General features: G+C 73.1%; 26 protein-coding genes. 13 read left to right on the top strand and 13 right to left on the bottom strand.

Annotation, left to right across the window (positions count from 1 at the left end):
• Nucleotides 1-111 precede the first annotated feature (111 nt).
• On the top strand, nucleotides 112-627 hold the full coding sequence (locus tag ABZ693_RS23140; protein ID WP_359880347.1) for a mycothiol transferase: 516 nt from the start codon (nucleotides 112-114) through the stop codon (nucleotides 625-627).
• Nucleotides 628-652: 25 nt separating this feature from the next.
• On the opposite strand, the gene ABZ693_RS23135 is transcribed toward ABZ693_RS23140, so the two are convergent.
• From ABZ693_RS23135 to ABZ693_RS23125, 3 genes are all read right to left on the bottom strand, one after another.
• Complete coding sequence (locus ABZ693_RS23135) at nucleotides 653-934, bottom strand: hypothetical protein (RefSeq protein ID WP_359880344.1); 282 nt, start codon at nucleotides 932-934, stop codon at nucleotides 653-655.
• A gap of 14 nt (nucleotides 935-948) precedes the next feature.
• Nucleotides 949-1,827 carry an isocitrate lyase/PEP mutase family protein gene (locus ABZ693_RS23130; protein WP_359880342.1) on the bottom strand — a complete coding sequence of 293 codons (879 nt, stop codon included), beginning with the start codon at nucleotides 1,825-1,827 and terminating at the stop codon, nucleotides 949-951.
• Between the two features lie 132 nt (nucleotides 1,828-1,959).
• Nucleotides 1,960-2,772: an alpha/beta fold hydrolase gene (locus tag ABZ693_RS23125; RefSeq protein ID WP_359880339.1), complete on the bottom strand. Its 813-nt coding sequence runs from the start codon at nucleotides 2,770-2,772 to the stop codon at nucleotides 1,960-1,962.
• Nucleotides 2,773-3,028: 256 nt separating this feature from the next.
• Between ABZ693_RS23125 and ABZ693_RS23120 the strand changes: the two genes are divergently transcribed.
• On the top strand, nucleotides 3,029-3,310 hold the full coding sequence (locus ABZ693_RS23120) for a hypothetical protein (RefSeq protein ID WP_359880337.1): 282 nt from the start codon (nucleotides 3,029-3,031) through the stop codon (nucleotides 3,308-3,310).
• 129 nt (nucleotides 3,311-3,439) lie between these two features.
• Here ABZ693_RS23120 and ABZ693_RS23115 read toward each other — a convergent pair whose 3' ends face one another.
• Both ABZ693_RS23115 and ABZ693_RS23110 read right to left on the bottom strand, forming a co-directional pair.
• Nucleotides 3,440-3,928: a hemerythrin domain-containing protein gene (locus tag ABZ693_RS23115; RefSeq protein WP_359880335.1), complete on the bottom strand. Its 489-nt coding sequence runs from the start codon at nucleotides 3,926-3,928 to the stop codon at nucleotides 3,440-3,442.
• A 230-nt stretch (nucleotides 3,929-4,158) separates the two neighbouring features.
• On the bottom strand, nucleotides 4,159-5,157 hold the full coding sequence (locus ABZ693_RS23110) for a hypothetical protein (RefSeq protein WP_359880333.1): 999 nt from the start codon (nucleotides 5,155-5,157) through the stop codon (nucleotides 4,159-4,161).
• Nucleotides 5,158-5,894: 737 nt separating this feature from the next.
• On the opposite strand from ABZ693_RS23110, the gene ABZ693_RS23105 reads away from it, so the two are divergent.
• The 5 genes from ABZ693_RS23105 to ABZ693_RS23085 all read left to right on the top strand — a co-directional run bounded on the left by ABZ693_RS23105 (nucleotide 5,895) and on the right by ABZ693_RS23085 (nucleotide 10,510).
• Nucleotides 5,895-6,536, top strand: coding sequence for a TetR/AcrR family transcriptional regulator (locus tag ABZ693_RS23105; RefSeq protein ID WP_359880330.1), 642 nt, complete (start codon nucleotides 5,895-5,897; stop codon nucleotides 6,534-6,536).
• Entirely contained in the window at nucleotides 6,533-7,111 is a 579-nt protein-coding gene (locus ABZ693_RS23100) for a DUF1707 SHOCT-like domain-containing protein (protein WP_359880328.1), read from the top strand. Before ABZ693_RS23105 ends, ABZ693_RS23100 begins: the two co-directional genes overlap by 4 nt.
• 323 nt (nucleotides 7,112-7,434) lie before the next feature.
• Nucleotides 7,435-8,511 carry a peptidoglycan recognition protein family protein gene (locus tag ABZ693_RS23095; RefSeq protein ID WP_359880325.1) on the top strand — a complete coding sequence of 359 codons (1,077 nt, stop codon included), beginning with the start codon at nucleotides 7,435-7,437 and terminating at the stop codon, nucleotides 8,509-8,511.
• A 161-nt stretch (nucleotides 8,512-8,672) separates the two neighbouring features.
• Nucleotides 8,673-9,683: a helix-turn-helix domain-containing protein gene (locus ABZ693_RS23090; protein ID WP_359880322.1), complete on the top strand. Its 1,011-nt coding sequence runs from the start codon at nucleotides 8,673-8,675 to the stop codon at nucleotides 9,681-9,683.
• Between the two features lie 239 nt (nucleotides 9,684-9,922).
• Nucleotides 9,923-10,510: a YciI family protein gene (locus tag ABZ693_RS23085; protein ID WP_359880320.1), complete on the top strand. Its 588-nt coding sequence runs from the start codon at nucleotides 9,923-9,925 to the stop codon at nucleotides 10,508-10,510.
• A 367-nt stretch (nucleotides 10,511-10,877) separates the two neighbouring features.
• On the opposite strand, the gene ABZ693_RS23080 is transcribed toward ABZ693_RS23085, so the two are convergent.
• Entirely contained in the window at nucleotides 10,878-11,282 is a 405-nt protein-coding gene (locus ABZ693_RS23080) for a Zn-ribbon domain-containing OB-fold protein (RefSeq protein ID WP_359880317.1), read from the bottom strand.
• Complete coding sequence (locus ABZ693_RS23075; RefSeq protein WP_359880315.1) at nucleotides 11,282-11,731, bottom strand: DoxX family membrane protein; 450 nt, start codon at nucleotides 11,729-11,731, stop codon at nucleotides 11,282-11,284. The genes ABZ693_RS23080 and ABZ693_RS23075 overlap by 1 nt, the downstream gene beginning before the upstream one ends.
• Before the next feature lie 160 nt (nucleotides 11,732-11,891).
• On the opposite strand from ABZ693_RS23075, the gene ABZ693_RS23070 reads away from it, so the two are divergent.
• The 3 genes from ABZ693_RS23070 to ABZ693_RS23060 all read left to right on the top strand — a co-directional run bounded on the left by ABZ693_RS23070 (nucleotide 11,892) and on the right by ABZ693_RS23060 (nucleotide 16,455).
• Nucleotides 11,892-13,172, top strand: coding sequence for a flavin-containing monooxygenase (locus ABZ693_RS23070; protein WP_359880312.1), 1,281 nt, complete (start codon nucleotides 11,892-11,894; stop codon nucleotides 13,170-13,172).
• A gap of 184 nt (nucleotides 13,173-13,356) precedes the next feature.
• Nucleotides 13,357-15,609 (top strand): acetate--CoA ligase family protein, encoded by a 2,253-nt coding sequence (locus ABZ693_RS23065; RefSeq protein ID WP_359880310.1) that lies wholly within the window; start codon nucleotides 13,357-13,359, stop codon nucleotides 15,607-15,609.
• Between the two features lie 21 nt (nucleotides 15,610-15,630).
• Nucleotides 15,631-16,455, top strand: coding sequence for an enoyl-CoA hydratase/isomerase family protein (locus tag ABZ693_RS23060; RefSeq protein WP_359880307.1), 825 nt, complete (start codon nucleotides 15,631-15,633; stop codon nucleotides 16,453-16,455).
• 24 nt (nucleotides 16,456-16,479) lie between these two features.
• On the opposite strand, the gene ABZ693_RS23055 is transcribed toward ABZ693_RS23060, so the two are convergent.
• The gene (locus ABZ693_RS23055; protein ID WP_359880304.1) at nucleotides 16,480-17,439 is read right to left on the bottom strand and encodes a hypothetical protein; all 960 of its coding nucleotides are present in this window, start codon (nucleotides 17,437-17,439) and stop codon (nucleotides 16,480-16,482) included.
• Between the two features lie 185 nt (nucleotides 17,440-17,624).
• Here ABZ693_RS23055 and ABZ693_RS23050 point away from each other — a divergent pair, with 185 nt between their 5' ends.
• The gene (locus ABZ693_RS23050; RefSeq protein WP_359880359.1) at nucleotides 17,625-18,248 is read left to right on the top strand and encodes a flavin reductase family protein; all 624 of its coding nucleotides are present in this window, start codon (nucleotides 17,625-17,627) and stop codon (nucleotides 18,246-18,248) included.
• Here the strand turns inward: ABZ693_RS23050 and ABZ693_RS23045 are convergent.
• Nucleotides 18,235-18,792, bottom strand: a complete 558-nt coding sequence (locus ABZ693_RS23045) for a hypothetical protein (RefSeq protein ID WP_359880301.1) — start codon at nucleotides 18,790-18,792, stop codon at nucleotides 18,235-18,237. The genes ABZ693_RS23050 and ABZ693_RS23045 overlap by 14 nt on opposite strands.
• A gap of 301 nt (nucleotides 18,793-19,093) precedes the next feature.
• On the opposite strand from ABZ693_RS23045, the gene ABZ693_RS23040 reads away from it, so the two are divergent.
• Nucleotides 19,094-19,396, top strand: a complete 303-nt coding sequence (locus ABZ693_RS23040; RefSeq protein ID WP_359880299.1) for a helix-turn-helix domain-containing protein — start codon at nucleotides 19,094-19,096, stop codon at nucleotides 19,394-19,396.
• A 120-nt stretch (nucleotides 19,397-19,516) separates the two neighbouring features.
• Here ABZ693_RS23040 and ABZ693_RS23035 read toward each other — a convergent pair whose 3' ends face one another.
• From ABZ693_RS23035 to ABZ693_RS23025, 3 genes are all read right to left on the bottom strand, one after another.
• Complete coding sequence (locus tag ABZ693_RS23035; RefSeq protein WP_359880296.1) at nucleotides 19,517-20,281, bottom strand: hypothetical protein; 765 nt, start codon at nucleotides 20,279-20,281, stop codon at nucleotides 19,517-19,519.
• A gap of 63 nt (nucleotides 20,282-20,344) precedes the next feature.
• Complete coding sequence (locus ABZ693_RS23030) at nucleotides 20,345-21,730, bottom strand: MFS transporter (protein WP_435842511.1); 1,386 nt, start codon at nucleotides 21,728-21,730, stop codon at nucleotides 20,345-20,347.
• 96 nt (nucleotides 21,731-21,826) lie between these two features.
• Nucleotides 21,827-23,188, bottom strand: a complete 1,362-nt coding sequence (locus tag ABZ693_RS23025) for an MFS transporter (RefSeq protein WP_359880290.1) — start codon at nucleotides 23,186-23,188, stop codon at nucleotides 21,827-21,829.
• Nucleotides 23,189-23,212: 24 nt separating this feature from the next.
• Between ABZ693_RS23025 and ABZ693_RS23020 the strand changes: the two genes are divergently transcribed.
• A complete protein-coding gene (locus ABZ693_RS23020) occupies nucleotides 23,213-24,274 on the top strand; it encodes a GlxA family transcriptional regulator (RefSeq protein ID WP_359880288.1) in 1,062 nt (353 codons plus the stop codon).
• A gap of 7 nt (nucleotides 24,275-24,281) precedes the next feature.
• On the opposite strand, the gene ABZ693_RS23015 is transcribed toward ABZ693_RS23020, so the two are convergent.
• Nucleotides 24,282-25,508 carry an MFS transporter gene (locus ABZ693_RS23015; protein ID WP_359880285.1) on the bottom strand — a complete coding sequence of 409 codons (1,227 nt, stop codon included), beginning with the start codon at nucleotides 25,506-25,508 and terminating at the stop codon, nucleotides 24,282-24,284.
• Between the last annotated feature and the right edge of the window lies 1 nt (nucleotide 25,509).

The following is a 25,509-nucleotide window of genomic DNA, read 5'->3' as shown; positions in this document are numbered from 1 at the left end:
GTACGACGAACGGGCCCGGACCGCCGCGCGGCGGTCCGGGCCCGTTCGTCGTACCGTGGCGGCGGGACCGCGCCGCCACACCGCCGCCCCACCCACCCGACGAGGAGGGCCATGAAGAGCGCCGAGCTGCTGCTGGATGCCTTCGGCAGGATCCAGGAAGCCGTGCACGAGGCCGTCGAGGGCCTGTCGGTCGACGAGCTGGCCGTGCGGGTCGATCCGGACGCCAACTCCATCGGCTGGCTGGTCTGGCATCTGACCCGGGTCACGGACGATCATCTGGCCGACGCGTTCGACACCGGGCAGGCGTGGACCGGCGAGGACTGGTCCGGGCGCTTCGGGCTGCCCTTCCCGGACGGGGACGTCGGCTTCGGCCACGACAGCGCGCAGGTCGCCGCCGTCCGCGCCGACGCCGGCCTGCTCCTCGGCTACCACGACGCCGTGCACGCGCGCGTCCTCGACCAGGTCGGCTCCGTCACCGCCGCCGGCCTGGACCGCGTCGTCGACACCCGCTGGACCCCGCACGTCACCCTGGGCCCGCGCCTGATCAGCCTCGTCGCCGAGGGCAACCAGCACGCGGGCCAGGCGGCGTACATCCGCGGGATCGTGGAGCGCCGCCGCACCTCGTGACCGCGAGCGGGTCTGGCCGCGTCGGTCAGTCGTCGTCCGGCTCGGCCTCGCCGAAGAGGGCCTGGATGGCGTCGACCGCGCTGCCGTCGTGATCGCTGCCCGCCGTACTGCCGCTGCTGCCGGACTGCACGTTGCCCGTACGGTCGACCTCCAGGATCGAGTCGGCCTCCCGGTTGTCGATCACGGTGATCAGGCTGCCGTCGGCGAGGGCGGGCGCCGCCCCTGCCGCCAGGACCGCCGCGGCGAGCCCGAGCGCGGCCAGCGGCCCCGTACCCCTGAGGGCGCTCCCGCCCCTCGTCCGCCTCACGCCCCGCGTCCGCCTCACGCGCCCACCCGCTCGCGCGGCTGCTGGTGGCGGGGCTCCTGGTTGCGGGCGATGTTGCGCTCCAGGAGACGGGTGGAGGCGGCGACCCCGACGCCGTCGGCCGTGTCGAAGACCGGCAGCCGGCCGTCGGCCCGCTTCAGCTCGGACAGCGCCGAGTCCATGGCCACGTGCGCGGCGAACAGGCACGGCGTGCTGTAGATCGCCACGTCCACGCCCAGTCCGGACAGTTCCCCGAGCGACAGCCGGGGCGACTTGCCGCCCGCGATCTGGTTGAACAGCAACGGCTTGCCGTCGACGACCTCGCGGATCCGGCGGATCCACTCCACGCTCCGTACGCCGTCCACGAGCACGACGTCCGCGTCGGTGGCCGCCAGGCGCTCGGCGCGGTACAGGATGTCGTCCTCGTCCGTGGCGTCCGTCCGGGCCACGACGACGAGGTCCCGCCGGGTCTGGAGCACCATCTCCAGCTTGGCCAGGTACTCGTCCAGCGGCAGCACCTGCTTCCCGTCCGCGTGCCCGCAGCGGCGCGGCCGCTTCTGGTCCTCGAGGATCACCCCGGAGGCGCCGATCCGCTCCAGGCCCTCGACGACGTGGCAGGCCACCTCCGGGTCCACGTAGCCGTCGTCGATGTCGACCAGCAGGTGGTGGCGCGGGAAGGCCCCGCGCAGCCGCTGGACGAAGCCGAGCATGTCGGGCCAGGCGATGAACCCGATGTCCGGCAGCCCGTAGTACGAGGCGGCGAACCCGAACCCGGACACGAACATCCCGTCGTAGTGCTCGGCCGCGACGGACGCCGAGTACATGTCGAACACACCGATCAGCGGGGTGGTCCCCGGAGCGGCGATCTGGTCGCGCAGAGCACTGCCATAACTCATGTTCCGACTCCTCGTCAGGTCTTCAACACACGGGTCTTTGCCAAAACCTGATGATTTCGGGACGGAATCCGGAATGTCTCGTTACAAGGCCGTTACTCACTCTCTCGGCGGACGGGTTTCACCGCAGAAACGTCACTGGAGGAAGGACCGCACGGTCGGCGCGAGGAGCGGCGAGAACATCAGGTCGTAGTGCGAGGCGCCAGGGATCACGCCCAGCCGGGAGGCGGGGCGGCCGCCGCCGTCCCAGCCCGGGTCCTTGAGGCCGCCACCGAGCAGGGCGAACATCTCGGCCATGTGGGCGGGGCGGATGCCGTCGGCGTCGGCGAAGACGAGGAGGACGGGCACGGAGAGGGCCGCGATCTCGTCGGTCCAGTCGTAGTCCTGCCGGTTCATCGCGGCGACCTTGCCGACGAGGACCGGCCAGTCCTCGGGGCGGGGCGCCAGCCGCTCGTAGAGCGCGTACATCGGGGAGTCCTTGAGGAACTCCGCCGCGCTCTCGCTCATCTGGTCCATCTGCGCCGTGACGTCAGGGAACCAGCCGTCGCGGCGCGCGGGCATCGAGACGAGGACGAGGCGGTTGACCAGTTCCTCGTGCTGGACGGCGACGCGGGCGGCGGTGCCGGCGCCGAGGGAGTAGCCGAGGAGGTCGGCCTTCTCGATGCCGAGGTGCTTGATCAGCGCGGCGACGTCGTCGCCCATCGCCTCCATGGTCATGGGGCGGCCGGCGACGTCGGGGGTACGTCCGTGGCCCTGGAGGTCCACGGTGATCACCCGCCGCCCCTCCCCCAGGCCGCCGGCGATCAGCGGCGCGAAGCTCTCGCCGGACCCGAACCCGCCGTGGAGCAGGAGGAGGGGCGGCTCGGTGGTGGTTCCGGGGGTGCCGGCCGCGGCGGAACCGTGCTCCTCGAAGTACAGGGACATTCCGTTGACGTCGGCGTAGGGCATCGCGTGTCTCCTCGTCGTTTCGCTGCGTTCAGGGGGTAGACGGCGGCGAGGACGAGAACTCATCGGTGGTGCGGCGGAATCTGCGACTTTCTTGCCGAGTTGCCGAGTTGCCGAGTCGCCGAGTCGCCGACTTGCCGCGGGTACGTGTGCTGCCGTGGGCGGGCAGGCGGCGGGGTCGGATTCTGCCGGGGTCCGGCATGGTCGCCACCGGGCCCCCGCTGGGAACATCGCGGCAGCGACAAGCCGAGGAGGCACCATGCTGACGTTCTATCTGGTCGTCGTCGCGCTGGCGGCGCTGGCACTCGCGGTGGCGGGCGTACGCGCTCTGGTGAACGACCGGGTCCCCGTCGCCTGGCTGGGCCGGAACGTGACCCGCCCCCGGATGTGGGGCGCGGGCGCCGTGCTGATGGCGGGGGCGATCGGAGCGGTCCGCTTCCTCCCGGCCGGGGTCGACGTCCCGCTCCTGCTGGCCGGCCTCGCGCTGGTCGCCTTGTCCCAGCTCCTGGCCCGCCCGAAGGTCCAGGGCACCGCGGGCTGAGGTTCTGGCGAGCTTCTGGTGTGGCCGCCCTCTTTCCGGGAGTCGCGCCTTCCACCGCCGAGACCTCCCACTCACCACCGCCCAGCCCCGGCGCCCGTACTCACCTCGATCTCACCCTCACCCTCACCCTCACTCCGCCGCGAACCGGAACACCCGGTCCGACCAGCCCTCCTCGGGCACTCCGCCGTCCAACGCCCGGCTGATCGCCCGTTCCTCGTAGCCGAAGTGGGATTCCATGATCGCGGCCAGCCCGTCCAGCTCGCCGCCGATCGCTCGCAGGTCCGGGCCGTACGATTCGGCGGCCCGGTCGGCGAGTTCGCCGACGCGGGAGAGGAGCGAGGAGATGAGGCCGTGATCCTCGACGAGCTTGTCGACGGTCGGGGCGAGGTCCGGCCGTACCCGCACCAGCTCGGCGAACATGCCCTCGTCCTCGCCCTCGTGGTGCGCGGTCAGGGCCGTGCAGAAGGCCAGGCAGTGGGTGAGGAGCACATCGTCGTCCAGTCGGCGTGTGCCGAGGCCGGCGCGGATCCCGCGGAGTTGGCGCAGCAGTTCTTCGTGCGCTTGGGAGAGTTGAAGACTCAGGGCGACCACACGGTCGCCGTCATGACGGGAGGCCACGGAGGGCAGTCCCTTCGGTTCCGCACCTCCATGCCTGACGCAGCCCGTCACCGGCACGCGATGCTGCCGCCAGCAGACCACACCCCGAAAGGCAACGGCAATCGCCGGCGGTCGCGGCACTCCGGGGGGGGGCGACTCCCACGCGACCTCGCCTCACCTCGCCCCGCCCCGCCCCCTCCGATCTCCCCATCGAGGGAGAGGGCGAGGGCGAGACCACGTCTCCGGACAGGTCACTGACTGTCCACGGCGACGAAGGTGAACGCGCCGACTTCGAGGAACAGGGCGTCCTGAAGTCCGGGGACGCCGGCGCGGGGGACGGCGAGTCGTCGTTCGAGCTCTCCCGCGGCGCCGGTCACCGGGTTGTAGGCGCGCAGCACGATCCGGGCGTCGCAGGGGAGGGGCTGGTCGAGCCGGATCACGACCGTGACCGTGCCGCGGTAGTCGGCGGGCAGGACGATCGAGCGCGTGTACCCCTCGTCGCTGCCCGGCGCGTAGATCGGCGCCGTCAGGCTGAACGGGGCCTGCTGGTCGGCGTTGGAGAAGGTCGCCGTGCCGTTGGGCAGGTCGACGCCGGAGACCCCGAAGACGAATCGCGTCGGGGTGTCGTTCAGGTTGGTGACGGCCAGGTCGGTGATGACGTAGTCCGTCTGCCGGCACGGGATGACGTCGACGTTGCGCCAGCAGGCGTTGGGCGTGTACCTGACCCAGTTCAGGTAGGCGGCGGTCGAATTGAACGAGGGCAGCCGGGACAGGGGGTGGGCGGGCGTGTCCACGGTGGCGAGCGTGCAGTAGTGCCCCGGCGGAAGCCGGCTCGGCCAGATGAACGGCCGCTCGGTGAGGCAGATCCGTCCGGGCGGGATCTCCCTGGAGCCGCCACGCACGACGAGCGGCACGACGGTGCCGCCCCCCTCCACTTCGATCGCCGTCCACGCGCTCGGGTCCGGGGCCAGCCCTCCGCGTACGTAGGAGAGCCTGACGTTTCCGGAGGTGGGGCAGCCGCTCCGCAGGCTCTTGCCCCGGACGTAGAAGCGGTTGAGCTGCCCGTACACGACGGGGTGACTCAGGCCGAGGTCGGGGCCGTTGTAGCTCGACTCCGCCAGATCGAAGTCGAGGAGGCCGCTGCCGAAGGGGATGATGTCCGGGGACTGCCAGACGGGGTCGTTCGTGGGGGTTTGTCCCACGTCCTGGACATTGTCCCGGACCAGGATGTCGTCCCAGTCAGCGTTCATGGTGGCGCTTCCTTCCGCGTGAGGGGTGGGGTGTACGGCGGATCGACGGCCGCGCGCGGGTGCGCCCCGCATGGCTGTCGCGGGCTCGCGGGCTCGCCGGCCCGGCCGTTCACCGGGGAGGCTCCGGGGCCGAGGGCGCGCGCTCGTCCGCGGCGAATCGGTTCGGGGGGCGGGTCTTCGAGCCGGGGTCGCGTTCCGGTTGCCCGCTTCAGCGGGCGGGCCGCCCCTGGCGGTCCGGTCGGCGCGATCCCCCGGAACGGACGGTGGTCGGACCACCGCCGGAGGCGGGCGTCCTCATCGACGGCCGTGCTCGGCCGTGCTCGCGGTCGCCGGATCTGTCGATGAAAGAGGGCTGTCGTACCGAGACGGCGTGCCCGCCCGCTCCGGCCGTCCGCAGGGGCGGCGGCGAAGCCGAATCCCCGCATGGCGCGGGTTCGCGATGATTCGTCCCGATGCAGCCACGGTAGTCCGCTCGCCCGACCCGCCCCATCATTCGGACGAGTGAATACGTGGCGTGCCTCCGCCATCAGCCGGGGGCAATGTCGATAGGGCATATGCGTCGCGCGCGACACGCGCCAGGTACCGCCCCGATCGCGCCGACCGACGCGAGGAACACCGCGGCGGGGTCGCCGAGGGTGTCCGCCTCTTGACATCAACTGGACAGACCCGGACGCCTTGTTGGCACGGTGGACAACACATTATTGTCCGAGTGGACAACAAGGGGGAGGGTGTCCGTCATGGCCGCGGAACAGCAGCGCCGCCGCAAGCGGCGCACACCCGAGCAGGCCCGCGCCGAGATCCTGGACGCCGCCACCGACCTCATCGCCCGCCACGGGCCCGACGGCGTCGGACTGCGCAAGGTCGCCGAGGCGGTGGGGGTGACGCACGGGCTGGTCACGCACTACTTCGGCACGTACCGCGCCCTCGTACGGGCCGTGCTGAAGCGCGAGAACGAACGCAAGCGGGACCTCGTACGGGAGCGCATGCGCGCGGACGGGCAGGTGCCGTACGCGGACGGGATGACACGGGTCCTGTTCGAGATCCTGGGCGACGAACGGTACGTACGGCTGTGGGCGTGGTCCCAGCTCCACGACTGGGACGTCGGGAAGACGCCCGGCTCCCCCACCCACCTCTCCCGGCTCGTCGACGCGATCGAGGCCGGCGTCCACAGCGTGCTCCCGCCGCCGAAGGGGCCGGACCGGGCGCGGATCGAGACGGTCGTGCTCCTCGCCATGTCCGGCGCGTACGGCTACGCCCTCGGCCGGCGCTACTGGCAGACCGACCTCGGGCACGACCCCGACGAGCCGGGCCGCGACGACGCGTTCCGTACCGCCCTGACCGCCACGCTCGCCGACTATCTCGAAGGACACACGCCATGACGCAGCCCCTCCCCGGACGTTCCGACCTCGACATACGCGCCTCCGACACCGAACGCACCGCCGCCGAGGAACGCCTGCGTGCCGCCGTCGAGACCGGCCGGCTGCCCCTCGCCGAGCTCGACGCCCGTCTCGACGAGGTCCACACCGCCCGCACGCGCGGCGACCTGGAGACCGCCTGCCGCGGCCTGCCCGTCCCCGGTCCGCGCGACTCCCTCGTGGTCGACCGCCCTGCCACCTCACGCGGCTTCGTCGCGGGCGTCTTCTACGGCTTCGAACGCGCCGGTTCGTGGATCGTCCCGGCCCGCATGACCACCTGGTCCATGTGGGGCGGCGGCCGTCTCGACCTCAGGAAGGCCCGCTTCACCAGCCACGACACCGTGATCCGCGCCTTCGCCCTCTGGGGCGGCACCTCCATCGTCGTCCCCGAGGACATCGACGTAGACATCCGCGGCATCGGCCTCTTCGGCGTCTTCGACAAGCGCGCCAAGAACCACATCCCGAAGCCGGGCACGCCGCGCGTGGTCATCAAGGGCCTGGCGCTGTTCGGCGCGGTGGTGACGAAGACGAAGCGGTAGGGGCGGGCGGACGGGCGGACGGGGACAGCGTGCGGGAAGCATCAGTGGATGCGGGGATCGCCTTGTCCGGCCGAGGCCCGGACGTGCCGTCCTCGGAGGTGATCCGCCGGACAGACCCCAGGCCCGGATCAGGCGCTTCCCGGCGTCCCGTGCCGTCCCACGGTCGCGTGGGAAGACACGGGACGCCGGGACGGGCGTGAGGCCTTGTCCCGGCGTTCCCTCGTTCCTAGCGTCGGTCCGTGACTTCCCGGCCAGCGCCGGACCGACCGCCCGGCAGTCCCCGGCCGACTCCGCTCGACTGCCGACTCCGTGAAAGGACCCGTATGACTACGCCGACGGCACGCATGCTGCTCCGCCGACGCTCTCTGCTCGCCGGCGCGCTGTCCCTGGGGGCGGCACTGACCACGCTGGGTACGGGGGCGGGGCGGGCATGGGCCACCGACGGCCCGCTGGTATCCGGCTGCGAGGCATGGGGCGCTCGGGCGCCGAAAAGCCCCGTGAAGGTGCTCGCGACCGGGGCACAGAAGATCATCGTCCACCACACGGCGACCGACAACGTGACCGATTACGGGCAGGACCACGCGTTCGCGCTGGCCCGCGCGATGCAGACGTACCAGATGGACAAGGAGGGCTGGATCGACACCGGGCAGCACTTCACCATCAGCCGCGGCGCATTCGTCACCGAGGGCCGGCACGGGAGCCTGGCCGCGCTCGACAGCGGTACGCGGATCGTCGAGTCCGCGCACTGCACCGGCCAGAACACCGTGGCCATCGGCATCGAGAACGAGGGCACGTACATCGCCGAGGAACCCCGCCCCGAGCAGTACGCGGTGCTCGTCGACCTCTGCGTCCGCATCTGCCGCCAGTACGGAATCCGGCCCTACCAGATCTACGGTCACCGGGACTTCAACAACACCGAGTGCCCCGGCGACCGCCTCTACGCCCGGCTTCCGCAGCTGCGCGCCGACGTGGCGGCCCGGATCGGCGGCGATCCGGCGGCGCCGGTGTGGCCGGTGCTGGCCACGGGCGAGACGGGCGAGCGGGTCCGCGCCCTCCAGTACCTGCTGGTCCAGCGCGGGGCGACGATCACACCGGACGGCGCCTTCGGGCCCGCGACCGAGGGCGCCGTGCGCGCGTTCCAGAAGCAGATCGAGGCGGGCATCGACGGGGTCGCGGGGAAGCAGACCTGGAACCAGCTGTGCGCGCCGGTCGCGCAGGGCGCGGCCGGCGCGGCGGTGACGGCCGTGCAGAGCCGGCTGACGGACCTCGGCTTCGCCACCACGGCGGACGGAGTGTTCGGGCCGGGTACGGCGGCCCTGGTGACGGCGTTCCAGGGTTCGCGCGGGCTGCCGGGAGACGGCGTCGTGGACGCGCGCACCTGGAGCCGGCTGATCGCCTGATCCGTCCGCCGGCAGGAGCGGTGGTCCTGCCTCGACACGGCCCCCCGGAAGCGACGCTCCGGGGGGCCGCAACCATGGGCTCGTCGCCTTTCGTGGCTGGTACTGTTCCCGCGCCGCGGGCCGGGGGAACGGCCAGGGCACGAGACATGGGGAGTCACGTGATGGCAGGGGGACCGCAGGAGCCGGGTGGTGGCGAGGGCCCGAGAGGCGACCTCTTCGCCGAGATGCGGCGGATCAAGGACGCGTCCCGGCTGAGCTACAACCGTCTGGCGGCCAAGACCCATTACAGCCGCTCGTCCTGGGAGCGTTTCCTGAACGGGAAACAGGTCCCGTCCCGGATCACGATCGAGGAGTTCGCCGCTGCGGCCAGGACCGATCCGGAGCCGCTGCTCGCCCTCCTGGACCGGGCCGTCGCCCGCGACGAGGCACCGGCAAAGGAGCCGGCGTCCACGTCCGCGGCCACGTCCGCCTCCGTGCCCGCACCCTCGTCCGCGGCCAGGACCGCGGAGCGGCCGACGCCGGGGGAGGCCGGTCCTTCCGCTTCGCCGACGGTGGCCCAGGGAATGGCACCGGGGGCCTCCACCCCGGGACCAAGGGCCTCAGGACCGGGCGCCTCAGAGCCGGAAGGAGTCGGCCCGGGACGCCGCTTGTCGCCCTGGTTCCGGGCTCTGCGTTCGGCGGCCGGGATCCTGGCCGGTGCCCTGCTCGGCAGCCTCGTCACCCTCCTCGTCATCGAACCCGCCGGTGCGGACGACGCCGCGGCGAAGGCGTCACCGCCGGCGGCGCCCGCGCGGACCCGGCCGAGCGCGCCGGTCAAGGTCGGCTGCAAGAGCGACACCTGTCTGCTCCGCGAGCCACAGGCGGAGGACTGCCAGTGGGACGCGAAGACCGTGCGGCAGACCTTCCTGCGCGGCATGAGCATCCAGCTGCGCTACAGCGAGGCGTGCCAGGCGGTGTGGGGGCGGATCGAGAACGGTGACATCGGCGACACGGTCGTGATCAGGGACAAGCGCGGCTCGTCCGACGAGGCCAAGATCCGGATGGAACACGACACCTACACACGGATGCTGGCCGCCTCGCCGGACGCGACGTGGGAGACCATCACGGTCTGCGGAGCGATTCCCAGCCAGAAGGAACAGGAGTGCTCCCCGCTGGGTGCGATCCATCCCTGACCCGGAACCGGGCCCTGACCCGGAGACCCGATCCTGGCCCGGGCACGGGAAGCGGTCGGGAGACCCACGGGAAACAGGACGGGACGGGATCCGGGACATCCCCGGGACGGCACGGGACAGGGGCCCGCCCGGTCCGGCGACGGCGTCCACGGTCCGCAGACCCGCGACGCGATCCGGGAGCCACCCGAGTCCGCCGAAACCGCTCGACAGCCCCGCCCCTCCCCACCCATCCTCGCCCCATGGAATTCCTCTGCTATCACCGCGACCGGCCCGGCTCCCTCCCCGTGCGCATGGACCTGCTGGAAGCGCACTGGTCCTACATGGACGGGTACGAGAAGGAGCTGATCGCGCGCGGCCCGACGATGGCCGAGGACGGCGAGACGCCGACCGGGAGCGTGCACATCGTCGATCTGCCGGGTGGTCCGGCCGCCGCCCGCGCGTTCGCGTTCGACGAGCCGACGTATCAGGCGGGCGGCTACCGGGACGTCCTGGTGCGCCGGTGGCACAACCTGCTCGGGCGCACGATGTGGCAGTTCCCCGGCGGCCTCGGCGGTGACGACGCCGGCAGCCGCTTCCTGGTGCTCGGCCTCGGCATCCCCGTCCCGCTCGACGACGGCACGGCCCCCGACCTGGCCCTCCCGGCCGACCCGGGCGGCGACCTCATCTCCTACGGGCCGATGCTGTCCGACGACGGCACCACCTGGCTCGGTACGGCGGCCATCCTGCGGGCGCCGGACGCGACCGCGGCGCGCGCCGTGCTGACGGAGGCGGACGACCGGTACGCCGCGATCGAGGCGCACACCTGGTACCCGGGCGGGCGCCGCTGACCCGGGGGGGGGACTGTCGGAGAACCGCCGGGTTGCCGCGGCAATTGCTGCCGTCGCGCCATGGGCTCCCACCCTGAGCACGCCCCCACGCGGAAGGCCGGCGTTTCCCTGTCTGCCGACCGTGCCGCCGATGTGAAGGCCGGGGCCGGCGCGCGCGGATTCCCGGCCTGGGCCGACGCCGCGGTGGAACGGCGGACGCAGCGTGACAGGCTTGAGGAAGCCGGCCGAACCGTCGCCTCCTGCCGCTGCTCGGCTCGCGGGCAATCGATTCCGTCGTCGCCGCCACGGCTCCGGGCTGCGCAGGCCCCAGGGTCATCGTCACGTCGGACGTGGACGACATGGTCGAGCTGTGCGGCAAGCGCGCCCGCTATCGCACAGGTTCGAACACCGGCACCCTGAACTCCCCCGCCTCCCCCTCCGCCCGGAACGTCACCGTCAACTCCATCCCGATGCGCAGCTGTTCCTCCGGGCAGTCCACCACCTGCGTCATCATGCGCGGCCCCTCCGCGAGGTCGACGACCGCCGCCACGTAGGGCACGCGCTCGCCGAAGGGCGGGAGGTCGTTGCGGTGGACGACGGACCAGGTGTAGAGGGTGGCGCGGCCGCTCGCCTGGCGCCAGGTGACGGACTCGCTCCAGCAGTACGGGCAGAACTCGCGCGGGTAGTGGTGGGTCCGGTCGCAGTCCGCGCAGTGGCGCAGCAGGAGGCGGCCGTCGGCGGCCGCGTCCCAGTAGGCGCGGCTGAAGGCGTCGGCTTCCGGGGTGGCCGTCATCAGAAGAGTCCGATCGCGTGGTCGAGGGACCAGGTCTGCCAGGAGACGGCGAGGAGGGCGACGAGCGAGATCAGCGCCATCATCGCGTTCTGCCCCTGCTCGGCCCAGTCGTGGATCATCAGGACGAGGTAGAGGAGGTTGAGGAGGAGGCCGGCGACGAGCGCGACGGGGGTGAGCAGGCCGGTGATCAGGCCGAGGCCCAGGGCGAGTTCGGCGTAGACGACGACGTACGCCATGAGCCGCGGGCGCGGGGCGACAATCTTCCGGAAGCCGGTGGCGACGGCCGGCCAGCGGTGCTCGGCGGCGACGCCGGCGGCCCAGGCGATGCCCGTACCGCGTTCGAACCAGCCCTTCTTGTCCTTGTGGCGCCAGCTCTCCAGCCACCACAAGCCGAGGCCGATCCGCAGGACGGCGAGCCATTCGGCGCCGGTGAGCCAGATCGTGCGCATGGGCCGCACCCTCCCACCCGATGAACTGACACTCCGTCAGTTCATCCCAGTGCAGCGGACGATGGGCCCCGTCCGCAAGACCCCACCCGTGATCGATTCGCAACCGAACCCCGTCGTGACCGAGACCCACTACGTGTAGGCGTCATTACGCTCGGAAATCATGACCACCCCCCTGCCCCATCCCGTCTACGTCATCGGCGGCGGCCCCGGCGGACTCGCCGTCGCCGCCGCGCTCACGCGGCGCGGTGTCCGGACCGTCGTCCTGGAGCGGGCGGACGCCGTCGGCGCGTCCTGGCGCCGCCACTACGACCGGCTGCGGCTGCACACCACCCGCCGGCTGTCCGCCCTCCCCGGCCTGAAGATGCCCCGCTCGTTCGGCCGCTGGGTGGCCCGCGCGGACGTGGTCCGCTATCTGGAGCGGTACGCGGAGGTCCACGACCTGGAGATCGTGACGGGCGTCGAGGTCGACCGCGTCGAGCGCACCCCCCAGGACGCCGAAGAGCCCCCCACCTGGACCCTGTACGCGACCGGCGGACGGCGGCTCGTCGCGTCCGCCGTGGTCGTGGCGACCGGCTTCAACCACACGCCCCGGATACCCGAGTGGCCCGGCGCCGAGGCGTACGCGCGGACCGCCGGGCGCGAGCTGCTGCACGCCGCCGCGTACCGCACCCCGAAGCCGTACGCCGACCGCGACGTCCTCGTCGTCGGCGTCGGCAACACCGGCGCCGAGATCGCGGCCGACCTGGCGGAGGGCGGCGCCGCCCGGGTCCGGCTCGCGGTGCGCACCGCGCCGTACATCGTGCGCCGCTCCACGCTCGGCTGGCCCAGCCAGCGCAGCGGCATCCTGGCGCGGCGGCTGCCGGTGGCGCTGGTGGACGCGGGGGCGCGGCTGGCCGGCCGGTTCCTGGCCGCCGATCTCTCGCGGTACGGGATGGCGCGCCCGACCGGCGGCCTGTACGCGCGGGCGCGGGCGGGCGCGATCCCGGTGCAGGACGTGGGTCTGGTCGCGGCGGTACGGGCGGGCCGGGTCGAGCCGGTCGGGGCCGTGACGGGCTTCGAGGACGGCGAGGTGCTGCTCGCGGACGGGTCTCGCATAGCGCCCGACGCGGTGATCGCCGCGACCGGCTACCGGCGGGCCCTGGAACCGCTGGTCGGGCACCTCGGCGTGCTGGACGAGCGCGGCCGGCCGGCGGTGCGCGGCGCCCGGTGCGCGGGTGAGGCCCCCGGGATCTACTTCCAGGGCTTCACCAACCCGCTCAGCGGGATGCTGCGCGAGCTGGGCCTCGACGCCGAGCGCATCGCGCGCCGGATCGCCCGCACCCGCGAGCGCGAGAAACGCCACGCGCGCAAGAAGGCGGGGGCGAAGGAGGCAGGGGTGAAGGAAGCCCGGGGCGAGGGCACGCGCGAGAGGGGCCAGGCACCGAAGACGGCACGGGCCTGAGCGGTCACGGCCCTGCGACGACAGGCGCGGAAGCGGCAACGAACGTAAGAGGCCAAGGGTGAAGAGGGCGTGAAGGGCGGGAAGGGGCCACGTCACAAGGATTCCTGACTCTCCGTCAGTTCGCTAACCTGACGGACAGTCAGAGCAGCACGCGCCACGACGGACGGACGGGCGGAGCGACACGATGCTTGGATCGACCCACGGCACCTTCACCTCGGACCTCCGCGCCCGCGTCGTCGCCTGCGGCGAGGAGCCCGCCGGCCGGACGGCCGTTCACGGCGTCGCCGCCGTCGAGGGCGACACCGACGTCAGCGGCCGCCCGCTGCACGCGCCCGTACCCGACCTGGACCGGTTCTTCCACCCCGAGGTGGTCGCCGTCGTCGGCGCCTCCGACACCGAGGGCCGCCCGAACACCGGGATCACCCGGCAGCTGATCGACTGGGCGGCGCGGGTCGGGGCGCGCGTGGTCCCGGTGCACCCGAGCCGTACGACCGTCTTCGGCCTCGACTGCGTACCCTCCGTCACCGCGCTCGAAGCCCGCGGCGAGTCCGTCGATCTCGCGGTCCTCCTCGTCGCCGACCCCCTCCCGGTCGTCGAGGAACTCGCCGCGACGAAGGTGCGGTTCGCGGTCGCGTTCGCGTCCGGGTTCGCCGAGGCGGGCGCGGAGGGCGCGGCGGCGCAGGAGCGGCTCGCGGCGGCCGTCGGCCGGGCCGCCGAGTCCGGTTCCGGGCTGCGGCTGCTCGGCCCCAACACCAACCTCAACGCCTTCGAACGGTTCCGTGACGACCTCGAAGGGCCGGCGATCGCGCTGATCACCCAGTCCGGGCACCAGGGCCGGCCGGTGTTCGCGCTCCAGGAGCTGGGCGTCCGGCTGTCGCACTGGGCGCCCACCGGCAACGAGGCCGACCTGGAGACCGCCGACTTCCTCTCGTACTTCGCGCACCGGCCCGAGGTCGGGGCCATCGCCTGTTACGTGGAGGGGCTCAAGGACGGCCGTGCCTTCCTGCTCGCCGCCGACCAGGCCGCCCGCCGCGGGGTGCCGGTGGTCGCGGTGAAAGTCGGCCGCACCGAGACCGGGGCGCGGATGGCCGCCTCGCACACCGGCAAGCTGACCGGCGCGGACCGGGTCGTCGACGCGGCGATGCGGCAGTTCGGGGTGATCCGGGTCGACGGGCTCGACCAGCTCCAGGACACCGCCGCCCTGCTCGCCCGGGCCCGCCGGCCGGCCGCGGACGGCGTTGTCGTCTACTCCATCTCCGGCGGCACCGGCGCCCACTTCTCCGACCTGGCCACGGCGGCGGGCCTGCGGCTGCCGACGCTCTCCCGGGCCCGGCAGGACGAGCTGCACCAGTGGATCCCCGACTATCTGAGCGTGGCCAACCCGGTCGACAACGGCGGGCATCCGGTCGGCGACTGGCGCGGGCCGAAGATCATCGACGCGATCCTCGCGGACCCGGAGGTCGGCGTCCTCGTCTGCCCGATCACCGGGCCGTTCCCGCCCATGAGCGACAAGCTCGCGCGTGATCTCGTCGACGCCGCCGAGCGGACCGACAAGTTGGTGTGCGTGGTGTGGGGCTCGCCGGTCGGGACGGAGGACGCCTACCGGACGACGCTGCTCGGCTCGTCGCGGGTGGCCACCTTCCGTACGTTCGGCAACTGCGTCACCGCGGTCAAGGCCTACCTCGACCACCACCGCTTCACCACCGGCTACCGCTCCCCCTTCGACGAGGCCCCGCGCACCCCGTCGCCGTCCCTGCGCAAGGCGCGGGCGCTGCTGCGGCCCGGCGAGCGGCTGAGCGAGCACGCGGCGAAGCAGCTGCTGCGGGCGTACGGGATCCGGGTGCCGCGCGAGCAGCTGGTGACCAGCGCGGCGGCGGCCGTCCGGGCGGCCGGCCTGGTCGGCTACCCGGTGGTGATGAAGGCGTCGGGCGCGCGGCTCGCGCACAAGACGGAGCTGGGCCTGGTGAGGGTCGGACTGACCTCGGCCAGCCAAGTACGGGACGCCTACAAGGAGTTGACCGACATCGCCCGCTACGAGGAAGTCGACCTCGACGGCATCCTGGTGTGCCAGATGGTCGGGCGCGGCGTCGAGATGGTGGTGGGCGTCGGGCGGGACGACCTGTTCGGGCCGACGGTGACGGTCGGGCTCGGGGGCGTCCTGGTGGAGGTACTGGACGACGTGGCCGTACGAGTGCCGCCGTTCGGCGAGCGCGAGGCCCGCGACATGCTGGGCGACCTGCGCGGCCGGGCCCTGCTCGACGGGGTGCGGGGCGCGCCGGCGGCGGACGTCGACGCGCTGGTGGAGGTGGTGCTGCGGGTGCAGCGCATGGCCCTCGAACTCGACGGCGAACTGGCCGAGTTGGACATCAATCCGCTGATGGTGCTGCCACGCGGGCAGGGGGCTGTGGCCCTGGACGCGCTCGCGGTGTGCCGCTGAAAACCGAGGAGGCGTACGCACGTGCCGGACGTACTGCACACCGTCGAGAACGGCGTCTCGTGGATCACGCTCAACCGGCCCGAGGCGATGAACGCCGTCACCTGGGACCAGCGGGAACGGATCATCGCACTGCTCGCCGACGCGTCGGCCGACCCGGGCGTACGGGCCGTGGTCGTCACCGCCACGGGGCGCGGCTTCTGCGCGGGCGCGGACCTGCGCGGCGGCCCCGCCGCACCGGGGACCGGCGAACGGGTCCAGGGCGAACGGGTCCAGGGGGAACGGGTCCAGGGGGATGTGGCGCGGATGATCGCGCGCGGCGCGCAGCGCTTCATCGGAGCCGTCCTGGACTGCGAGAAGCCGGTGATCGCGGCGGTCAACGGGACGGCGGCCGGACTCGGGGCGCATCTGGCGTTCGCGTGCGACCTGGTGCTCGCGGCGGACACGGCCCGCTTCGTGGAGGTGTTCGTGCGGCGCGGGATCGCGCCGGACGGCGGCGGGGCGTATCTGCTGCCCCGGCTGATCGGGCCGCAGCGGGCGAAGGAGCTGATGTTCTTCGGCGACGCCGTGCCGGCGGCGGACGCGGCGGCGCTGGGACTGGTCAACCGGGTGGTGACGGCCGAAGAACTGGAGAAGACGGCCCGCGCCTGGGCCGAACGCCTCGCCCAGGGCCCCACCCGTGCCCTCGCCCTCACCAAGCAACTCGTCAACGCTTCCCTGGACGCGGACCGCACCGCCGCCTTCGCGGCGGAGGCGACGGCCCAGGAGCTCTGCATGACGACACGGGACGCGCGGGAGGGCGTGGCGGCGTTCACGGAACGGCGGTCGGCGGTGTACGAGGGCCGGTAACCGCGCCGAGGCGACTCAGGCCCCTCAGGTGCGGGTCGGCATCAGGCAGGCGCCGAGCATGGCGGCGTCGGGCCGGCTGCCGGCCGCGTACGGGTCGACCTTCTTCCAATTCTTCTTCTCGGCCAGTTCCCGGGAGAAGAGCGGGTGGACGAAGCCGTCGTCGGGAGCGGTGCAGTCGTCGTTGGCGATGAGGCTGGTGTACGTACGGGGCGCGAGCTTCCCGTCCCGTACGACCGTGTCGAGCACCCGCCGGACGACCACCCGGGTGGCCTCCTCCCTCCCAGCGACCTCCCAGCCGCCCTCGACCATCACCACCGCGTAGACGATCGTGTAGTCGGCGTGCACCAGCAACTCCCCCTCGGGCGTCGCCTCGTAGGTCATGCTCCCCTGGACCCGGGGCTCCTCGGCGACGTACACCTCCTCCGGGTCGAACCGGGTGACCAGCCGCAGCGGATCCCTCCCCTCGGCACCGCGCCCCGGCAGGTCCTCAAGGAGGCTCCGGGCCGGGTCGCCCGGGGCGAGCAGTTCCAGCGCCCCTTCCGTGCCCTCCCCCTCCAGCGTGTCCCCCGAGAAATTGGCCTCCTCCAGGAACCCGCGCACGGCCTCCAGACCCGCCTCCACCTCCGGCCCGGTGAGCCGGCCGACCGGCCTGGCCGAGGGCGGCACCATGTCCTCGGCGCCGCTCTTCCACCGCGCTGCGGGCGAACTCCGGTACGGCATGCGGATGGTGACCGGCCATTCCTCCGGCCACATCGCCTCCTCCAGCGTGCCCGGCGCGAACGGCTCATTCGCCGGCCGCTCCCCGTCGGTCACGGTCGCCAGCCAGAACCCGAGCCCGCCGAGCGCCAGCACCCCGCCCGCCGCGATCACGGCGATCCCGCGCCGCCGCCTTCGCCGGTCGTCCCGCAGGCGCTCCGCCCGTTCCGGATCGTTCCGCTCCGCGCGCAGCCGGGCCGCGTAGGCCGCGATCGGATCGTTCGTCATTCGGTGCCCCTCCCCCGCGCCGTCGACCTGACGGCGCCGCGTGAGCATGTCACGCAGGGGACGGAGGGGGACGAGCGGGGCGCGCGTGACCGCAGGCCACAGGGCCGGAAACGGGCGACGCCGCACACCCCTGGTCATCTGACGTGTCGTCAGTTTCAATGGACGATGTGATGGGACACGCGGGGATGGCGGCCACCGCCGTCCGATACCTCAGGGCGGCCGGGGCACCCACGGCCGCCGAAGCACCGCCGCGCCACCGGCGCCCCGCGCTGCGGGCCGTACGGGACGGCGAGCGGGCCCCGGTGGTGGGCGGCGCCGAAATCCGGCGCGTACTCGGGCACTTCGCGAGCGGGGTCACGATCGTGACGGCGCTGGACGAGGACGGGCCGACGGGCTTCGCCTGCCAGTCGTTCGCGTCGCTGTCGCTGGATCCGCCGCTGGTGGTGTTCATGGTGGCGCGTACGTCGACGACCTGGCCGCGCATCGCGCGCGCCGGGCGCTTCTGCGTGAACGTGCTCGGTGCCGAACAGGGCGGACTCTGCCGGGCGTTCGCGGTGAGCGGCGCCGACAAGTTCGCGGGCGTGGCCTGGGAGCCGGCCTCGGCGACCGGTTCGCCGCGACTGCCGGAGGCCCCGGCCTGGGTCGACTGCGCGATCAACGCCGTCCACACGGGCGGCGACCATCTGATCGTGGTCGGCCGGATCGCGGCCCTCGGCACGGCGGAGGACGACACCGGGGCCGTCGGCGAGACCCCGGCCGAGCCGCTGCTGTTCCACCGGGGCCGGTTCGGGCGCTTCACCCCCCGATGAGGCCGCCGGCGAGGACCGCGACGATGACGGCCAGGCCCCACAGGAACACCAGCACCGGGTAGCGCCGGCCGGGCCGCGTGCGCCAGGTGACCAGCGCCGCGACGAACAGACCCGCCCACGCCGCGAGCCACCCCCACCAGCCCCTGAACGGCCAGATCTCGAACACCCCGTTCACCAGACCGGCCCCCGCCGCCGTGTACAGCAACTGCCAGCCGACCGCCGGCCCACCGACACGGCCCGCGAGCCGGTCGCCGAGCAGCACCGCCGGGACCACCAGAGCCGCCGCCCCGGCGGCCGGCGGGGCCGCGATCAGCCCCAGAAGGACCGGCATCAGCACGAGGCCGAGGACGATGCCGAAACCTCCGCCGCCGGTGTCCACCTCCGCCTCCGCCCCGGACCCGGGCGCCGGCCCCGTCTCCCGTACGTCCCCGAACAGCGCGATCAGAACAATCGCCAGCACCGCCTCCAGAAACAGGACAAGCATCGCGACCAGCAGCATCCGCCGGAAGCCCGGCCCGGTCATCGCCTTCGTCTCGGTCTTCATCGACCTCACCCCCGTTTTCGTCACGATCCTCCGGCCCCGCCCTCCCGCCGGGGGCGGCCCCGCCCCTCACCCTTTCGAGTAGTCCTCGGCAGTCCGCATCCGGGCGAGATAAGCTGGCTATAACGTCTGCGTTATGTCACGGGGAAGCGTCGCACGTACTGGATTGCTCCAGCACGACGAATCATCCTTCTGACCGCCTTCCGGAAGACGCGACAGCGAGAGCCGGAGGAGATCGAGCGTGCCGTCCGGGCCTGGGCCCGCTGCGTCGTACAGAAACACACCATCGACGAGGGGTGACTCGATGACCAGCCGTGCGAACTGGGCCGAGCTTCGGGAGGACGCCCTGCGCGATCCCGAGACCGCCGCCGCCTACGAAGCCGCTCACGTCCGATACGAACTGGGGCGCGCCGTGCGAGAGCGGCGGGAGGAACTGGGAATGACACAGAGCCACCTGGCCCGACTGTCCGGACTTCAGCAGCCGGCAGTCGCCCGGTTCGAGGCGGGTGGGACCATGCCCACTCTCCCCATGCTCGAACGCTTGGCGGCGGCGCTCGGCATGCGCCTGAACGTCGGCTTCGAGCCCCTGGACCGCGCAGCCGGCTGAGATTCCACTTCTCCGCCCCCTCCGCTGTCCCGCCCGCGGACTCCGGACCGGGCGGGCCGGCGTCACGGCGAGGTGGTGGCACGTTCCAGGGTGTAGAGGTTCTCGGGAACCCGGGAACCCTCACCGCCGATGTAGACGAACAGCTTCGGGTGCTCCTCCGTCCCGATCACCTCCCACGGGCCGAGACCGAAACAGCCCTCGACGGTCGTCTTCACCGTCTGGTCCCACACACCGCGCCCCGGCCCGCGTCAGCTCCGGCGGCTCGTACAACAGCCCGCCCCACAAACCGAGGCCACCGAGCACGGCGGTGACGATGACGGCGAGCGGCCCTCCCACCGCCAACCGGAGGAACATCGCGCCGCCCGTCAGACGCGGGCGGCCCGAAAGCAGCAGACGACGGACGACGAGCGCCGGGATCACGACCGCGACCGTGGCCGCGAACCACACCGCCGACGCCAACGGAAGACCGGCTCCCAGCGCCAACGCCCCGCCGAGGAGCGGAAGAAGGACGACGGCCGTCACCGCCGGAACCCACCACCAGGACTCACGGCCACCGATCCGGCGGCCCGCCCAGCCCGCGAGCACGACCAGCGGCGTCACCAGACACGCCGCCAACACGGCCGGGCCGGTGAGCAGGACCGTCCCGGCGAGCACGCTGAAGCCCGCCACCAACACGGCTTCGAGAAAGCCGAATTCGACGATCGAGTCCGGCTGTTCCCCGGCCTGCCTCACCAGGATCAGCAGGATCGAACCGACCACCGCCTCGACCATCACCACGGAGATCGTCGCCACGAGGATCGCCCCCACCCGATGGCGCACCCCCACCCACGTCTGTCCGGGCCCGAACTCTCCTACCAGTACCTCTTCCTGATGTTCTGAACGCATTCAATTCCCCTCCCGCCCCGCATCATGCCTCCTGCGGAACGGGATCGCACCACCGGGGTCCCGCTACACCGCCGGCAGCTCCACCGAGTCCTTGCCCCGGCGGCGGATGACCAGGGCCATCAGGGCCGCCACCGCGCACAGCGCGCCGGAGGCGTACCAGACGACGTCGTACGAGCCGAAGGTGTCGCGCGCCAGGCCGCCCGCGAAGGCGACGACGCCCGCGCCGACCTGGTGGGAGGCGAGGACCCAGCCGAAGACGATGGCGCTGTCGGCGCCGTAGTGCTCGCGGCACAGCGCGATCGTGGGCGGGACGGTCGCGACCCAGTCGAGGCCGTAGAAGACGATGAAGAACAGCATCGGCGGCTGGACGGACGGCGCGAGCAGCATCGGCAGGAAGAGCAGCGAGACGCCGCGCAGCGCGTAGTAGACGGCGAGCAGCCGGCGGGCCTCGAAGCGGTCGGTGAACCAGCCGGAGGCGATCGTGCCGACGACGTCGAAGACGCCGATGACCGCGAGCAGTCCGGCGGCGGCCGTCACCGGCATGCCGTGGTCGTGGGCGGCGGGTACGAAGTGGGTCTTGACCAGGCCGTTCGTCGAGGCGCCGCAGATCGCGAAGGAGCCGGCGAGCAGCCAGAACGGGCCGGTGCGGGCCGCCCGGAACAGGACGGTGACGGCGCGGCGCGCGGCACCGGGGACGGGTGCGGGCTTCGGTACGAACTCGCCGCCGTACGGGGCGAGTCCGAAGTCCGCCGGATGGTCGCGCAGCAGCAGCCAGACGAACGGGACGACGGCGAGCGCGGCGAGCGCGACGGTGATCGCGGCGGGCCGCCAGCCGTGGTGCTCGACCAGCCAGGACAGCAGGGGCAGGAAGACCAGCTGGCCGGACGCGCCCGCGGCCGTGAGGATGCCGGTGACGAGGCCGCGCCGGGCGACGAACCAGCGGTTGGTGACGGTCGCGGCGAAGGCGAGCGCCATCGAGCCGCTGCCGAGGCCGACGAGGACGCCCCAGAAGAGGACGAGCTGCCAGGCCGCCGTCATCCACACGGTGAGCAGCGAGCCGAGCGCGATCACGGTCAGGGCCAGCGCCACGACCTTGCGGATGCCGAACCGGTCCATGAGCGCGGCGGCGAACGGCGCCGTCAGGCCGTACAGCGCGAGGTTCACCGACACCGCGAGCCCGATCGTGCCACGTGACCAGCGGAACTCCTCATGCAGCGGCTCGATCAGGAGCCCGGGGAGGGAGGCGAACGCCGCCGCGCCGATGATCGTGACGAAGGTGACGGCCGCGACGAACCACGCGCGGTGCACGCGGGCGAAGCGGACGGGGCCGGGACCGGAGTCGGGGCCGATGCCGGTGCCGGAGCCGGGATCGGAAACCGGTCCGGAACCCGAGCCGGAGCCCGGGTCGGGGGGACGGAAGGACGAGGAGGACGGGGTTGTCTGGGTCACGCCCCTCAGCATCCGGTCCGGCTCCCCCGCGAACCACTGGCCCGGACGACAGCTTTCCAAAGGATCGGGCCAGGGTTTCCCACAAGCGGCCGGTGTTCAGCCCACCCGTCGCAGCGTCCGGATCGGCCGTACCAGCAGCAGCGCCGCCACCACGAGCAACGCGACCCCGGACCCGGCGAGCAGCACCCGCTCCGTACCGACCTCGGCGGCCACCGGCCCGGACAGGGTGCGCCCGGCGCCCATCATGAGCAGCGAGCCGGCGACGTCGTACGCGTGCATCCGGTTCAGCGCGTCCTGCGGTACGTGCGTCTGCACCGTGGTCGACCACATCACCAGCCAGAAGGCGAACGCGGCGCCCTCGATCAGCGCGCCCGCGTACAGCAGCGGCACCGGGGCGCCCGTACCGAGCAGCACCAGGAACACCGGCAGGCCGAGCAGCGCCAACGCGCCGGAGGCGAGGGGCCGTTGGGGACGCAGCCGGACCGCGAGCATGCCGCCGATCGCGCTGCCCGCGCCCTGGACGGTCATGAGGATGCCGTACGTCGTCGAGCCGTGGTCCCCGGTCACGAGCGTCGCGGTCAGCGGGACCATCGGGCCGCCGACCATCAGGCCGTGCACCGTCCAGATCGCGATGACCCCCCACAGCCAGCTGCGGGACCGGAACTCCCGCCAGCCGCCGACGAGTTCACGGCCGAGGGATGCGCGGCGCACCTCGTCGGCGGGCACGGACGGCAGGCGCATGAGGGTGAAGCAGACCGCGCTGACCGCGAAGCAGGCGCCATTGACGGCGAACACCGCTCCCGCTCCGGACAGCGCGACGAGCAGGCCGGCGGCGGCCGGGCCCGCCATCACCATCAGCGCCTCGACGACCCGGATGACGGCGTTGGCGCGCTGCACGTCGGGGGCGATGCGCGGGATGGTGGAGGCGACGCCTGGCTGGAAGAGGGCCGCGCCGACGCCGCTGAGCGCGGAGAGCGCGTAGACGGACCACAGCGGCGGGCTGCCGGTGCTGAAGGAGACGGCGAGCACGGCGGCGCCGGGCAGCCGGAGCAGATCGGCGATGATCATCATCCGGCGGGCGGTGAACCGGTCGGCGAGGACCCCGCCGAAGAGGACGAAGAGCGCGAAGGCGGCCGTCCAGGCGCCGAGGGTGTAGCCGACGGAGGCGTCCGGGTAGCCGGCGCCGGTCAGCGCGGCGGCGAAGGCGACCGGGACCATGCCCTCGCCGAAGACGGCGACTGCTCGGGCGACGAAGAAGAGCCGGAAGTTCCGGCCCCACAGGGAGACCTTCGCGGCCGGCGGCCCGGCCTCCCCCGTTCCGTCGGCGGAAGAGTCGGGAGCCGCCTCCGCGGGGGCTCTGAGCGGGTCGGCCGGGGCGGGCAGTGGCCCGGCGGCCTCAGACTGGTACGTGTTGTCCGTCACGAACAGACACACGTACCAGCGTGTGGTCTGGACCACCACTGAATTACGGAGCCGTCCGCCATGCGCCCGCACCGTGTCGTCGTCCTCGCCCTGCCCGGTCTGCTGCCCCTCGAGCTGGGCATCCCGCACCGGATCTTCGGCCGCGCGAAGGACGCCGAGGGGCCGCGCGGGCGCCCGCTGTACGAGACCCTCACCTGCGGCGTGGCCGCCGCCGGACCGGTCGAGACCGACGCCGACTTCGCCGTCCACGTCGATCACGGCCCGGAGATCCTCGCCACCGCCGACACGGTCGTCATCCCCGCCTCCTACGAGCTGGGGCCGGTGTACGAGGAGGGCACGCTCACCGGCGAACTCGCCGCCGCCCTCGCCCACATCAGACCCGGCACCCGCCTCGTGTCCATCTGCAACGGCAGCTTCGTGCTCGCCGCCGCCGGCCTGCTCGACGGCCGCCCGGCCACCACCCACTGGGCCCTCGCCGACCACTTCCAGCGACTCTTCCCGCGGATACGGGTCGACGCCGACGTCCTGTTCGTCGACGACGGCGACGTGCTCACCTCCGCCGGCGTGGCCGCCGGAATCGACCTCTGTCTGCATCTCGTACGCCGTGACCACGGCGCGGCCGTCGCCAACCGGGTGGCCCGCGGCACCGTCGTCCCGCCGCACCGCGACGGCGGCCAGGCCCAGTACATCGAGCGCCCGCTGCCCGAGCCCGGCAGCACCGGCACGGCCGCGGCCCGCGCCTGGGCGCTGGCCCGCCTCGGCGAACCGCTGCAGCTGCGGGATCTGGCGGCGCGGGAGGCGATGAGCGTCCGGACCTTCACCCGCCGGTTCCGCGAGGAGGTCGGCCTCAGCCCCGGCCAGTGGCTCACCCAGCAGCGCGTGGAACGGGCCCGCCACCTGCTCGAATCCACCGACCTGCCGATCGACCAGATCGCCCGGGACGCCGGCTTCGGCACCGCCCAGTCCCTGCGCACCCACCTTCAGACGGCCATCGGCGTGACCCCGCGCGCGTACCGCCGCACCTTCCGCGTCCCCGGCGGACCAGGCGGGGCAGGTGGACTGGCCGGACCGGGTGGACCGAGTGCGGCGAGCAGCGCGGACACCGCCCGCCGCGCCGGCTGACCGCCGCTCACACGCCCTCCTTCACCACCCGCGGGCCCTCCTCCACCGCCCGAGCGCCCGCTATCCGGCGCTCGCCCCAGAAGCCGACGGCCGCCAGGGTCACCGTCAGAACGACGCCGCAGAGGATCGCGGTCGAGGGGGCGACGACCTTGAGGAGACCGCCGGCGAGGGTGCCGCTCGCGGCGTACCCGGCGCCGACGGCCGCGTACATCACCGAGTACCCGGCGGCGACGGCCTCGGGCGGCAGGGCCTCGCGCAGGGCGAGGTTGCGGGTCAGCATGGCCGGGGCCTGGAGGAGTCCCGCGGCGACCAGGCCGGCCGCCATCGCGGCCGTCCACGGCAGGACGGCGACGAGCGCGACGCCCGCCGCGACCGCGAGGGTCAGCACGGCGGCCTGGACCGGCAGCCGGCCGGGCCAGGAGCCGCGCAGGCCGTAGAGGAAGGCGCCGACCGCCGAGCCGAGGGAGAACCCGGCGAGCAGCGGCCCGGCCCAGCCGATCGCGACGGCGCGCTGTTCGAGCAGGGCGGGCAGGATCAGTTCGGCGAGCGCGAGCAGGGTGAGGCCGGCCGCGCCGGTGACGTAGACGGGCCAGGCGCGGGCGAGCAGCCGGCCCAGGGAAGCACCGGCTCCCGCCCCCTTCTTCCCGTCCTCGGAATCGTTCTGCCAGCCGGGCGGCAGCAGCCACATCCCGGCGACGGCGAGGGCCTGCAACACCCCCTGGAGCAGCAGCGGTACGGCGGGGTCGGTGCCGAGCGCGAGGCCGGTGACCAGCGCCGGGGCGGCGGCCCAGATCGCGAAGGTCAGCACCGACTCCATGCTCATCGCCTGGGTGACGGCCCCCTCCGGGACCAGGCTGGTGAGCAGGGCGCGCAGCCCGCCGGGCACGGCGGCCGGGCCCGCGCCCGCGAGGAACGCGCAGCCGCCGAGCAGCACCGGATGCCCGTCGCCGCCCAGCAGCCCGAGCCCGGCGAACCCGGCCGCGCCGGCCGCGAGTCCGGCCACCAGCTGGGGGCGGGCCCGGCCTGGGTTCATCCGCAGGCCGAGGACGGGCGCGGCGATGATCTCGCCGATCACGTACACGGCGGCCAGCACCGCGCCCAGGGTGTAGCCGCCGGGCCGCTCGCGGACCAGGAAGACCAGCGCCAGCGGCGCCATGGCGACGGGCAGCCGCGAGGCGACCACGACGGCGGACCAGGACAGGACGGGGCGGGTGGCGAGTTCGCGATAGGACATG

Source organism: Streptomyces laurentii (assembly GCF_040635425.1).
GTDB lineage: Bacteria > Actinomycetota > Actinomycetes > Streptomycetales > Streptomycetaceae > Streptomyces > Streptomyces laurentii.
The sequence above is the reverse complement of the archived record's forward strand: the minus strand, read 5'-3'. Positions and strand labels throughout refer to the sequence as shown.